This is a genomic window from Pseudomonas sp. C8002 (assembly GCF_013385765.1).
In the GTDB taxonomy this organism is placed as follows: domain Bacteria; phylum Pseudomonadota; class Gammaproteobacteria; order Pseudomonadales; family Pseudomonadaceae; genus Aquipseudomonas.
This window is the reverse complement of the sequence record NZ_JACAPJ010000044.1, coordinates 1-13,703: the sequence shown is the minus strand read 5'-3', so window position 1 is coordinate 13,703 and position 13,703 is coordinate 1. Positions and strand designations below refer to the sequence as shown.

Here is a 13,703-nt window from a genome sequence, read left to right as displayed (position 1 = left end):
TTGAGCACGTCCTGCCAGATCGCCGCAATACGGCGTTCCAGCTCGCTGTGCGGCGCTACATGCAGCGCATGGGAACCTTGTAGCTCCGGCACCGGCAAGGCCTTGCGGTCGAGCTTGCCATTGGGTGTCAACGGCAGTTGATCAAGGATGACCATCTGGGCCGGCACCATGTAGTCCGGAAGCGTCTTCTTGAGCCAGACACGCACATCGTCTTGCACACCGGACTGTGCCCCAGGCTCCAACACCAGATAGGCAATCAGACGAGTGCCGCTCTGCGCTTCATGGGCCACCACCACGGCTTCGTGGACAGCGACATGTTGCAGCAGGCGCTTCTCGATTTCGCCCAGCTCGATGCGAAACCCACGCACTTTGGTCTGATGATCGATGCGTCCCACGTACTGGATTTCGCCATCGGCCAGATAGCGTACCAGGTCACCGGTGCGGTACAGCCGAGCTGCGCGATCGCCGAACGGGTCCGGCACAAAGCGCTCCGCCGTCAGGTCCGGGCGCAGCAGGTAGCCCCGGGCGATACCGGCGCCGGCGAGGTACAACTCACCGACCACGCCGACCGGCACCGGCTCCAACTGTGCATCCAGCACATAGCTGTCGGTACCGGCCAGCGGTCGGCCAATGCTCGCCCGGCCACCCGCTGTGCGGCGTACGTAAGTCGAATACGTGGTGTCTTCGGAAGGCCCGTACAGGTCATACACATGCTTCAGCGTGGCCTGCTGGTAAAGCCCATCCACGAGCGTCTGCTTCAGTGGCTCACCGGCGAGGTTGATGATGCGCACGCTGTCGGGAATCTGCCCGGCCTGGTGCAACGCAGCAATCGCCGAGGGCACGGTGTTGATCAAGGTAACCCGGTCCCGCGCCGGCAAATCCGCCAGCGCCAGGGCATTTTCAGCCAGGATGAAGAAGCCGCCACTGGCCAGGGTGACAAAAAGCTCCCACACCGACAGGTCGAAGCAGATCGAGGTTGAAGCCAATACCCCCTGCAAGTCCTCGCGACGGTAGACACCCTGGGCCCACTGAATCAGTGAAACGGCATTGCGATGGCTGATGGCAACACCCTTGGGCTTGCCGGTCGAACCCGAGGTGTAGATCACATAGGCGAGATTATCAGCGCTCGCCAGGGCTGGCAGGTCGGCACAATCGGGGTGTTGCGGGTCAACGCTTTCAGAGGGCACCTGCAGCACCTCCAGGCCGCCCCCCATGCCTTGGGCATCCGTCAGCAACAACCGGGCCTGACTGTCTTCCAGCATGTAGGCCAATCGGTCGGCCGGATAGTTGGGGTCCAGGGGCACATAGGTGCCGCCGGCCTTGAGCGTCGCGAGCAACGCCACAACCATTTCCACCGAGCGAGGCAGCAGCACACCCACCCGCACTTCCGGCCCTACGCCGCGCTCACGCAGGCGGCGGGCCAGGCGATTGGCACGTGCGTTAAGCTGGCGATAGTCGAGGCATTCGGCGCCAAAGATCATCGCCAACTGGTCAGGTGCCTTCCGGGCCTGAGCCTCGATCAGCTCATGCAAGCCCCCCTCGAAAGTGCCACTCAGTTCGAGGCTGTTCCAGTCCCGCAGGATCGTTTGGCGCTCATCGGCGTCCAGCAGCGCAAACTGCGCGACAGCCTGCCCAGGCTGGCTGACGATAGCGTGCAGCAGGTTCTGCCAGTGGTGCGCCAGTTGTTCAATGGTGCTGCGCTGGAATAGATCGGTGGCGTACGTCAGGGACGCCGCCAGGCCGCCGGCCACTTCGCCGGTGTCCAAGCTCAGGTCGAACTGGGACGTGCCGCTGTCCCAGGCCACGCCCTCGATCGACAATCCTGGCAACTGCGCCGCGCCAGTCTCACGGTTCTGGTGATTGAACAGCACCTGGAACAGCGGGCTGTGGCTAAGGCTGCGCCGGGGTTGCAGAGCATCCACCAACTGCTCGAACGGCAAGTCCTGGTAAGTCTGGGCGTCGAGCACCGACTGACGAACCTGTTGCAGCAGATCGCTGAACGAAGCCTGGCTGTCAAACTCGGCGCGCAGCACCTGGGTGTTGACGAAGAAGCCCACCAGGCCTTCGGTTTCCATGCGATTACGGTTGGCTACCGGCACGCCGACACGGATGTCGCCTTGCCCGCTGTAGCGGTGCAACAGCATCTGGAATGAAGCCAGCAACAGCACGAACAACGTCACCTGTTCGCGTTGCGCCAGGACCTGCAAGCCAGACGCCAGTTCCGCTGGCAAATTGAAGTCCAGGCGTGCACCACGCAAGCTCTGTTCGGCCGGACGCGGGAAGTCGAAGGGCAGCTCCAGCACCGGTTGCTCACCGCCCAATTTCTCACGCCAGTACGCCAGTTGCCGGGCGCTTTCGCCCTCGGCCATCCACTGGCGCTGCCAGACGGCATAGTCGGCGTACTGCAGCGCCAGCTCTTGCAAGGCGGTCTCGGTGCCCGCGCAGAACGCGCGGTAGAACTGGATCAACTCGTCGACAATGATTTGCATCGACCAGCCATCGGAAATGATGTGGTGCTGGGTAATGATCAGGACGTGATGGTCAGGCTGCACCCTCAGCAACTTGACGCGCATCAGCGGGCCGTTGAGCAAGTCGAACGGACGCTGGATTTCGTGCTCAACGGCTGCAGCAATCCCGTGGACATCCACGGCTTGCTGTTCAACCACCTGGGCCCGCCGTGGCTGGATCACCTGCCAGGTCTGCTCGCCTTCTTCGACGAAGGTGGTGCGCAAGGCTTCATGACGCTGCACCAGCGCCTGGAACGCTTGCTCCAGTGCCGCCACATTCAGGCTGCCACGCAGATGCAGCGCGGTGGGCACGTGGTAAGCCGCGCTGTCGGGGTCCAGTTGCCAGAGGAACCACTGGCGCTCCTGGGCCGATGACAGCGCCATCGGCCGGCCGCGTTCCAGGGCCAGCATGGGCAGGCTTTCCTGCACCTGCAAACCCGCGCACGCGGCGGCGAAAGCCAGCAGTGTCGGATGCTCGAACAACGCTTTCAACGGCACTTCAAGCTTGAGCGCATGCCGCACCCGGGAAATAACCTGGGTCGCCAGCAACGAATGGCCACCACGCTCGAAGAAATGATCATTAAGGCCGACGCGCTCTACCTGCAACACCGCCTGCCAGATCGCCGCCAACTGGATCTGCAACGGGCTGTGAGGCGCCTCGTAGGCCTGCCGAGGCTGACTCAGGTCCGGCGCAGGTAATGCGCGGCGGTCGAGCTTGCCGTTGTTGTTCAACGGCAGCGCGTCCAGCCACACCCAATGGCCCGGCACCATGTAGTCGGGCAGTGATTGAGCCAGGATGGCGGCCAGGTCAGCAGACTCGATGGCTACGCCTTGGGCGGCTACCACATACCCCACCAACTGCGCGCCTGTGGGTCCTTCGTAGGCGATCACCGCGGCTTCGTGCACCTGCGGCAGGGCTTGCAGGCACGCTTCGATTTCGCCCATTTCGATGCGCAAACCGCGGATCTTCACCTGATGGTCGATCCGCCCCACGTACTCCAGGGCATGATGTTGGTTGTAGCGGGCCAGGTCGCCACTGCGGTACAGGCGCGCACCCGGCACACCGGCAAACGGGTCCGGCAGGAAGCGTTCAGCCGTCAACGCGGGACGGTCAAAATAGCCCTGGGCCAGGCCGGCCGGAGCGCCGATGTACAGCTCACCGACACCGCCGACGGGCAGCAGCTCAAAGGCGCTGTCGAGCACATACAGCGCACGACCCGCGATGGCCCGGCCAATCGGAATGCCGAACGCATCGCTGGCATCCGCCAACTGGCAGTCGTGCACACTGGACACCACGGTCGCCTCAGTGGGGCCGTAGGTGTTGAGCAGGCGCACTTTGCCCAGCCCGGCGTCATGCCAGGCTCGCAGGCCTTCAACCGACATCGCCTCACCGCCTACGTGGACCTGGCGCAAGTTGCCCAGCGAACGGCCATCGACGGCACACTCCTTGGCTAACAGGTACCAATAGGCTGCCGGCAAGTCGGCCAGGGTTACGCCCTGCTCTACGATTTCCCGAGCCAGTTGCCCCGCATCCCACAGTTCGTCACCGCGCATGACCAGCGCAGCACCGACGCACAGCGGCGGGTAGCATTGCTCGACGAAACCATCAAAGCTGAATGTCGCGAATTGCAGCACCCGGTCCGTGCAGGACAGCACGCTGTAGTCTTCGGCACTCTCGCAGAATTGGCCGAGGGCGGCGTGATCGATCGCCACACCCTTCGGTTGCCCGGTGGAGCCGGAGGTGTAGATCACATACGCCAGGTCGGCGGCGACGGCATGGCTTGGCGGGTTGCCGCAGGCGTGAGCTGCCAGTTCTTCACCCGACGCGGTGAAGTCCACGCGGGTCAACGATGCGGGCAACGGTAAATCTGCCAGCAGGCCGGTTTCGCAGAGCAACAGATCCAGGCGGCTGTCCGCCAACATGTAGGCCAGGCGTTCGTTGGGGTATTTGGGGTCCAGCGGGACATAGGCCGCGCCGCTTTTCAGCACCGCCAGCAGGCTGACGATCAACTGCGGGCCCCGTCGCGCAGCCAGGCCGACGCGCCGGCCGGGGCCAACGCCGTGCTCCAGCAAGCGATGAGCCAGGCGGTTGGCCCGCTCATTGAGCTCGCCGTAGCTCAAGCGTTGACTGCCCGCCAGTACCGCCAGCGCAGCCGGAGTGGCCTGGGCCTGGGCGGCGATGCGCTCGTGGACCAACCCGTGATGACGGGTGCTTGCCGCCCGGGATTGACTCAGGCCAAGCATGGCGCGACGGCCAGGCTCATCGAGCAATTGCAGGCTGCCAAGGCTGGCGCCAGGGTCTGCCGCCAGTTGCACCAACAGGTGTTGCAGGTTGGCGCTCAGCTGGGCGACCTGGGCCTCGCTGAAACGCGCCCGGTCATAGCTGAACTCCAGGCGCAGGCTGCTGCCCAGCTCGATACCCAGGGTCAACGGGTAGTTAGTGCGCTCGTGGTTGTGCAACTGGCCAAACGACAAGCCAGCGGGCGCGCCCTGCTTGAGCGCTTCGGCGACGGGGAAGTTTTCGAACACCAGCAACGTGTCGAAGAGCGCCGCGCCCTGCTGGCCGGCCCACCCCTGAATGTCGTACAGCGGCACATGTTCGTGATCACGCAGGCCAAGGTTCAAGGCTTGCAACTCGCCCAGCCAGGCGGCGGCCTGTTGCGCCGGGGCGGGTGTGCTGATCATCGGCAAGGTATTGATAAACAGCCCCAGCTGTTGCTCGATACCTGGCAGCGGCGCGGAACGCCCGGCGACCGTGGCACCGAACACGACGCACGGCTGGCCGGTGTAGCGTTGCAGCAGCACACTCCAGGCTCCCTGGAGCAGGGTGTTGAGGGTGATTTTTTGCTGAAGGGCGAACTCGCTCAGGGTGGTGGTCAACGTGCTGTCGAGAACCGCCTGATGGTCGGCCATGCCTGCGCCGTCCACCGGTGGGCGAAGGGCCTCGGCCAACAACGTCGGGGCTTGCACCGGGGCCAGGCTGGCGCGCCAGAAGGCCTCGTCCGCCGCTGACGATTGTTGCTGCAGCCAGCCCAGGTAGTCGCGAAATTGCCCCAGGGGCGCTGGCAGCGCCTGACCGGCGTAATGGCTGATGACTTCGCCGAGCAGCTGTGCGTTGCTCCAGCCATCCATCAGGATATGATGACTGGTGTAGATCAAATGCCAGCCGCTGCCGGCACCACGCACCAGCGTCAGACGGAACAGCGGTGCGACGCTCAAATCAAAACCGCGCTCGCGCTCGGCGTCGGCCAGGGCGTCAAGGTCGGCGTCGACCGCCTCGATCACCTGCAACTGCAGGTCGACCTGGCGATGTATCACTTGATGGGCACTGTCGAGTCCCAGCCAATGGAAACTGCTGCGCAGGATGTCATGCCGATCCAGCGCAGACTGCCACGCACGGCCGAAAGCCAGCAAATCGAGGCCTTCGATGTCCAGGCGCAGTTGGTTGATATAGGCCTGTGCCTGGGGCTCGTAAAGGGTGTGGAATAACATCCCCTGCTGCATCGGCGACAACGGGTAGATATCGTCGATGGCCGGCCCTGCTACCGGTAGCGCGTCGAGTTGCTGCTGGGTCAGGTGGGCCAGCGGGAAATCGGACGGCGTGACGTGCCCCGCCTGGGTAGCGCAGCAATGCTCGATCAATGCTGCCAACTCGACGGCATAATCGTCGGCCAGGCGCTGGACGGTAGCGGCCTGGAACATCTCGCGGCTGAAGCCCCATTGCAACGCGAGCTCACCGCCATACACCTGGCCCTCCAGGGTCAGCCAGTTGGCCAGCGGTGCCTCGCCGTCCTGGGCCTGGCCACTGCTTTCGCTGGCCGGCACGAACAGCGCCGAGTCATTGAACTGACGGTCGAACTGCCCCAGGTAGTTGAACGTAATACGCGGCCCCGGCAACCCGGCCAGCGCTTCACGCGCCTCAGGCTCGCCCAGATAGCGAAGCAATCCGTAGCCCAGGCCCTTGTCCGGCACTGCGCGCAGTTGTTCCTTGACCGACTTGATCGCCGCCGGCAGCTCGCCTTGCGCCTGCAAGCGCACCGGGAACAGGCTGGTGAACCAGCCCACGGTGCGGGTCAGGTCCAGCGCTTCAAACAGGTCTTCACGGCCATGGCCTTCGAGCTGGATCAACGCTGCGTCCTGCCCGCTCCAGCGGCTGACCACCCGTGCCAGGGCTGTCAGCAGCAGGTCGTTGACCTGGGTGCGATACGCCGCCGGCGCGTGTTGCAGCAACTGGCGGGTCAGCTCGGGGTTGAGGCGGGTTTCGATCTTTTCCCCCAGGCGATTTTGCAACCCGCCCTGTGGGTTGTCGCAGGGTAAATCGGCCGTGCCCGACTGTGCCTGCCAATACGGCAGTTGCCCATTCAGCGTTCGCGCGTGGGCCTGCAAGTGCTGCGCCCAAGCCTGATAGGCGCTGGTCTTGCCCGGCAACTGCACAGGCGCGCGGTAAGCCTGCTGCAGGTCCTCCAGCAGGATGCGCCAGGACACACCGTCCACCACCAAGTGGTGCAGCACCAGCAACAGGCGCTGGCTTGCGTCGGCCATGTCTACCAGCACGGCACGCAGCAGCGGGCCCTGCTGCAGGTCGAGACTGCGCTGGGCCTCCTCGCACAATGCGGCCAATTCGCTGTCGGTGGCGGCACTTGCCTGCCATAGGCCGGACTCGCTGACGGGGGCCGTGTGGGCTTGTTGCCAGCCATCGGCGCCCTTCACGAAACGCAGGCGCAAGGCATCGTGGTGGTTGATCAGCCGGGTCAGTGCGACGTCCAGTGCTTCGGCCACCAGCGGCTCGCGCGGCGTGAGCAACAACGATTGGTTCCAGTGCTGACGTGCCGGGATCGCCTGTTCGAAAAAGCCCTGCTGCACCGGAGTCAGGATCACCTCGCCGCTGACCGGGCCCTGGTCGATCGTGATGGCCTGGTCAAAGCTCGCCACCAACGCCAGGCTGCGCACACTCTGGTACTGGAACAGGTCGCGGGGGCTGAGGCGAATCCCCGCCTGGCGCGCACGGCTGACCACCTGGATCGAGATGATCGAATCACCGCCAAGCTCAAAAAAGTTGTCTTCCAGGCCGACCTGCTCAATGGCCAGCACATCACTCCAGATCGCCGCCAAGGCTTTTTGCAGGTCATTTTCCGGCGCCACAAACGCTTGCTGCGGCGCAGCGTCCGGCAACGGCAAGGCCTTGCGGTCGAGCTTGCCGTTGGCGGTCACCGGCAATTTCACCAGCGGCATCAGGTGGGTGGGCACCATGTATTCCGGCAGGCTGTTCAACAGCCACGCCTTGAGCTCCGGTTGCCACGGCGTGGCAGGCTCGCCTCCCTCCAGCACCAGGTAAGCAACCAACTGTTTGCCCCCCTGCACCAGCACCACGGCCTCGCGCACCAGCGGGTGTTGCATCAGGCGGGTCTCGATTTCACCCAGCTCGATACGCAGGCCGCGCAGCTTGACCTGATGATCGAGGCGGCCGAGGTATTCGATCACACCGTCGGCGCGCTGGCGCACCCGGTCGCCGGTCCGGTACAGCCGCGCACCGTCATTGAACGGGCACGGCACAAAACGCTCGGCGGTGAGCGCCGCGCGGCGGTGGTAACTGCGGGCCAGCCCGGTGCCACCGAGGTAAAGCTCACCGCTGACGCCTGCCGGCACAGGGTTGAGTTGCGCGTCGAGGATGTAGGTTCCCAGATTGGCAATGGGGCGGCCGATGGGCACGCTGTCGGCACCTTCGTCGATGCAGGTCCAATGGGTGACGTCGATGGCCGCTTCCGTCGGGCCGTAGAGGTTGTACAACCCGGCGCCCGGAAGCTTGGCGAACACCTGCAACTGAGCATCCAGCGCCAGCGCCTCGCCACTGCATACGATGCGCTTGAGGCTGGCGCAGGCCTGCACGCCCGGCTCGTGGATAAATGCCTGCAGCATCGACGGTACGAAGTGCAGCGTGGTGATGGCGTGCTCGCCAATGGTCTCGATCAGGCGAGCCGGCTCGCGATGCTCGCCGGGTGCTGCGACCACCAGCCGTGCGCCGCTCATCAACGGCCAGAAGAACTCCCACACCGACACGTCAAAGCTGAACGGGGTTTTCTGCAACACTGCGTCGCTGGCATCCAGGCCATAAGCCTGCTGCATCCAGCACAGGCGGTTGACCAGCGCACGATGGCTGTTGCCTGCGCCCTTGGGCTTGCCGGTGGAGCCGGAGGTGTAGATCACATAGGCGAGGTTCAGCGCGTGCACGTTGACGGCCAGAGGCTCGCGGCCGTAATCGTCGAGCCAGCCTTGTGCCTGGTCGAGTGCGATGACGCTGATGCCGTCGACCGGCAAGGTCGACAGCAGGCCCTGCTGGCTGAGCAGCAGCCCGATGCCACTGTCTTCGATCATGTAAGCCAGGCGTTCGCGGGGGTATTCAGGGTCCAGCGGGACGTAGGCGCCGCCGGCCTTGAGAATCGCCAGCAGGCCGACCACCATTTCGATGGAGCGCTCGATGCAGATCCCCACCAGTACGTCCGGGCCAACACCCTGCTCGCGCAGGGCATGGGCCAACTGGTTGGCGCGCGCGTCGAGCTGCGCGTAGGTCAACTGCGTCGCGCCGAACACCAGGGCAACGGCGTGCGGAGTGCGTTGTACCTGGTCTTCGATCAGGTGGTGGATGCCACGTTCGGTCGGGTACGCCTCGGCCGTCTGGTTCCAGTCATGCACCAGCACGTGCTGCTCTGCGGCGGCGAGCATCGGCAGTTCACCGATGCGCTGGCTGCCATCGGCGACCATCGCCTGCAACAGGCTGAGCCAGTGCCGGGCCATGCGCTCGATGGTGGCGGCGTCGAACAGGTCATTGGCATAGGTCAGCGCGGCGTGCAGGGTGCCGGACTTCTCGTAGGTGTCCAGGCTCAGGTCAAACTGGGTGGTACGGCCTTGCCATTGCACCAGGGACAGTTCAAGCCCGGAGGCGGTGTTGACCGCGGCGATGTCCGCCACTTGCGGCTGATGGTTGTACATCACCTGGAACAGCGGCGTGTGGCTCAGGCTGCGCTCGACTTTCAAGGCTTCTACCAGGCGTTCGAACGGCAATTCCTGATGGGCCTGGGCGCCCAGTGCGTGTTCCTTGATGCCTTGCAGCAACTCGTTGACGCGGGTTTGCCCGGTCAGTTCGGTGCGCAACACCTGGGTATTGACGAAGAAACCGATCAGCCCTTCGACTTCGCTGCGGTTGCGGTTGGCAATCGGCACGCCAACCCGAATGTCGCCCTGCCCGGTGTAGCGATGCAGCAGCACGTTGAACGCGCCGAGCAGCAACATGAACAAGGTCACATTGTGTTTTTGCGCGCAACTGCGCAACTGCGCAGCCAGCGCCGGATCAATCGCAAAGTCATGCCGGGTGCCCTGGTAGCTGGGCATCGCCGGGCGTGGATGGTCGATGGGCAGTTCCAGTACCGGGTGCTCATCTCCCAGGCGTGCCTGCCAGTATTCCAGCTGACGAGCCTGCTCGCCGGCCTCCAGCCAGCGGCGCTGCCACAGGGCGTAGTCGCTGTACTGGATCGGCAAGGCCGGCAGTTGCGGCGGCTCGTTGCGCTCATGGGCGTCGTAGCAGCGAATGAACTCGTCGATCAGCACGTTCATCGACCAGCCGTCGGACACGATGTGGTGCAAGGTCAGCAGCAGCACGTGTTCCTGCTCGGCCAGCTTGAGCAATTGCACCCGCAGCAGCGGGCCGTTGGCCAGGTCGAAGGGCAACAGCGACTGACGGGTAGCGGCCTGCATCACCGCCTGCTCACGCTCGGCGGGTGCCAGGGCGCTGAAGTCCAACTGTTCGACCACCAGCGGCGACTGCGCGGCCACTTGCAACAGACGATCATCCGCCTGGCGCTGGAACACCGTGCGCAACGTCTCATGGCGGGCTACCAGGCTGGCGAACGCCTGCTCGATCGCCGGCAGGCTCAAGGCGCCCTTGAGCCGTACCGCGCCGGGCAGGTTATAGGCGCCACTGGCCGGGTCCAGTTGCCACAGAAACCACATCCGCTGCTGCGCATAGGACAGCGCCTGCCGGTCCTCGGCCTCCACCCCTGCCGGGATCGGAAACCGGGAAAAATCCACCCCTTCCTTGTGCAGCGCCTGGAGGAACATCTGGCGTTTTTCCAGGGGCAACCCGATAAACCGGCGAGCAAGTTTCAAGGAGTCTTCAGCGTTCATTTCTTGGGATCCGGGGCAATAGGCAGGAAGCACAAAGGCACGTCGTCCCTATAAAACGAATCCGGAAGGGAAAAATTAGCGGGGGATTGGGGGCGCAGACCACGGTGTCATCAAGGGTTACATCAAACACCGAGAGGCTCGGCGCGGCTGTCCTATCATTGACGCAACCCATCAATTGCAACTACATTTAGTTACAGGCAAGGATCGCCGTGTCGAAAAATGAAAAGCTGCTGGCCAAACTGCTCAATGAGCAATCGGCCTTTACCTGGCCCGAACTCGTCACGCTGCTGCGGCGCCTGGGATACACGCAAATCGAAGGGGCGGGTAGCCGAGTCAGGTTCGACATAGGCGACCCCAGTGCAATGATCACCCTGCACAAGCCTCACCCCGGCAACGAACTGAAACACTACATTCGGCGCCAGATCATCGAACAATTGAAATCAGGAGAACTGATTCAGTGAACAACCAGCTGAAACACAAAGGCTACATCGGCTCCATCGAAGCCAGCATCGAAGACAACTGCCTGTTCGGAAAGCTGCTTTTCATCAAGGCCCTGGTCAGCTACGAGGGCAAAACCGTCGCCGAACTGGACGCCGCCTTTTGCACCGCCGTGGACGACTACATCGAGACCTGCGATGCCCTTGGGCAAGCACCGGAAAAGCCCTGCAAGGGTTCGTTCAACGTCCGTGTCGGCCATGACCTCCACCTGGCCGCCGCGCTTGCCGCGACCCGGCAAAAAGTCACGTTGAACGATCTCACGCGCCAGGCGCTGAACGAATTCCTGCAACATCGCGGCGCACTGGTGACCGGGTAATCACCCCAGCCGCCGATACCCCAGCACCGCCGCCCCAAGCACCACCGCACCCGCCGCCAGCGCCACCCAGAACCCGCTGGGTGCGCCGAAGCGGTCGATCATCCAGCCGGAGCTGGCAGCACCAATGGCCACGCCGATGCTCAGGCCGGTGATCAGCCAGGTCATGCCTTCGGTCAAGCGGCTGGGCGGAACGATTTGTTCCACCAGGGCCATGGACACGATCAGGGTCGGGGCGAAGAACAGGCCGGAGATGAAGATCGCGGCCGCCAACCCCGGAATATTCGTCACCAGCAACAACGGCAACGTGGTCACGGCGGTGGCCACGCCGCAGTACAAGAACTGGCGCGGCAGCGGTGCTTTCAACTTGAGCGCACCGAACGCCAGCCCGGCCAGACACGAACCGATGGCGTATACCGACAATACAATGCTCGCCGCGGCGGGCTGGCCCTGATGCTGGGCGAACGCGACACTGACCACATCCACCACCCCAACGATGATGCCCATGGCCATCAACAGCACCATCAGGATCAACACCGAGGGCGAGGCAATCAGCCAACGGCCGTGCTCGGCGTGATGTTCATGCACCGGTGGCTCGGTCTGGCGTTGCAGCACAAAGGCGGTCACGCCCACTGCCAGAAACAGCGCGGCAATCAACGGCCCCGCTTCGGGGAACAGCAGCACGCACAGACCCACCGAGACCGGCGGGCCAATAATGAACACCACCTCGTCGAGCACCGACTCCAGGGCAAACGCCGTTTGCAGTTTGGGCTGGCCGCGATACAGCTCGGTCCAGCGCGCCCGCACCATGGCCGACATGTTGGGCATGCAGCCGGCCAGGGCGGCAAAGACGAACAGCGTCCACGTTGGCGCCTGCACCCGGGTGCAGAGCAACAGCAGCAACAGCGCGCCGCCGCCGATGGACGCGGCCACCGGCAACACCCGGCCCTGGCCATAACGGTCCACCAACCGTGAGACCTGGGGCGCGCAAAACGCGGTGGCCAGGGCGAAGGTAGCGGTCACCGCACCGGCCAAACCGTAACCGCCGTGCACTTGCGACAGCATGGTGATCAAGCCGATCCCGGTCATGGAGATCGGCATGCGGGCCAGCATGCCCGCCAATACAAAAGCCCTGGAACCTGGCGCCTGGAACAGCTCGGCGTAGGGGTTTGCCATGGTGTGTAACCTCTTCCTGAGCGCCCTGAAACTTGCTATTCGAGGTTTTCGGGGCAAAATACATACGGTGCGTATGTGACAAATCATGCGTAACATACGCGTCGTATGTCAATCACCTATTGTGAGCCTTACCCATGAGCCGAGCCCGTGCCGACATGATCGAAGACACCCGCGCCCGCCTGATCGCCAGCGCCCGCCAGGCCTTCGCCACACAAGGCTACGCCCAGACGTCGATGGACGATTTCACCGCTCGCGCCGGCCTGACCCGGGGTGCGTTGTACCATCATTTTGGCGACAAGAAAGGCTTGCTGGCGGCGGTGGTTGCGCAGCTCGACGGTGAAATGGATGCGAGCCTGCAGCGTATCTCGGAACAGGCGGTTGATCCTTGGGAAGGGTTTTGCGAGCGCTGCCGGGTTTATTTGCGCATGGCTCAGGATCCCGAGGTCCAGCGCATCGTATTGCAGGATGCCCCGGCGGTGCTGGGCGCAACTGACCAGCAGCAATGCGTGGACTCGCTGCGCCGGTTGCTCGATGACTTGATGCAGGCGGACCTAGTCGAGCAGGCGTGCAGCCAGGCGCTGGCGAGGCTGATCAATGGCAGCCTGGTGAGCGCATCGCTGTGGATCGCCCAGGATGGAGACTCGGGTGTGCGGCTGGAAGAGGCTCTGCGAGGGCTGGAGTTGTTGTTGCGCGGGTTGAAGCCCGATGCCGTTCGCTGAACGAGTGCGGCGGGGGTGGTCAGGATCCAGGGGGGCATATCCATTATTTAGGTAACGGCCACCTATGGTTCCGCTCTTACAGCGGCTCACTTTGGAAAAGCCCCAAAGTAAGCAAAGGGCTCTGCCCCGCCTGTCGGCGCCTCGCTGTGGCTCGGCGTTCCCTCACTCCGGCATTGCTCCGCGGGCCGCCGCGACGGGCCATCCATGGCCCGGCGCGGCTAAACCGGCGTCCTGCCGGTTTACCCGCTCCGCAATACCTGCGTTCGGCCTCGGGCTTATTGGGGCAGTCAGATCAAAATCAAAAGCACAGCG

5 protein-coding genes are annotated in these 13,703 nt (G+C 63.9%); 3 read left to right on the top strand and 2 right to left on the bottom strand.

What is annotated here, in order from left to right:
• On the bottom strand, window positions 1-10,685 hold a 10,685-nt coding region (locus HX814_RS30455), incomplete at its 3' end, for a non-ribosomal peptide synthetase (protein ID WP_177010068.1).
• Window positions 10,686-10,894: 209 nt separating this feature from the next.
• Here HX814_RS30455 and HX814_RS30450 point away from each other — a divergent pair.
• Together HX814_RS30450 and HX814_RS30445 are read left to right on the top strand one after the other, a co-directional pair.
• Window positions 10,895-11,146, top strand: a complete 252-nt coding sequence (locus HX814_RS30450) for a type II toxin-antitoxin system HicA family toxin (RefSeq protein ID WP_063028501.1) — start codon at window positions 10,895-10,897, stop codon at window positions 11,144-11,146.
• On the top strand, window positions 11,143-11,499 hold the full coding sequence (locus tag HX814_RS30445) for a type II toxin-antitoxin system HicB family antitoxin (RefSeq protein ID WP_177010067.1): 357 nt from the start codon (window positions 11,143-11,145) through the stop codon (window positions 11,497-11,499). The genes HX814_RS30450 and HX814_RS30445 overlap by 4 nt, the downstream gene beginning before the upstream one ends.
• Here HX814_RS30445 and HX814_RS30440 read toward each other — a convergent pair whose 3' ends face one another.
• Complete coding sequence (locus HX814_RS30440; RefSeq protein ID WP_102369571.1) at window positions 11,500-12,672, bottom strand: MFS transporter; 1,173 nt, start codon at window positions 12,670-12,672, stop codon at window positions 11,500-11,502. It lies immediately after the preceding gene.
• Between the two features lie 134 nt (window positions 12,673-12,806).
• Between HX814_RS30440 and HX814_RS30435 the strand changes: the two genes are divergently transcribed.
• Window positions 12,807-13,391, top strand: coding sequence for a TetR/AcrR family transcriptional regulator (locus tag HX814_RS30435; protein ID WP_177010066.1), 585 nt, complete (start codon window positions 12,807-12,809; stop codon window positions 13,389-13,391).
• The last annotated feature ends 312 nt before the right edge of the window (window positions 13,392-13,703 follow it).

Bases quoted from the DNA above. Each gene is read 5' to 3' on its own strand.
- HX814_RS30440 (WP_102369571.1), bottom strand. From the start codon at position 12,672: ATGGCAAACCCCTACGCCGAGCTGTTCCAGGCGCCAGGTTCCAGGGCT.
- HX814_RS30435 (WP_177010066.1), top strand. From the start codon at position 12,807: ATGAGCCGAGCCCGTGCCGACATGATCGAAGACACCCGCGCCCGCCTG.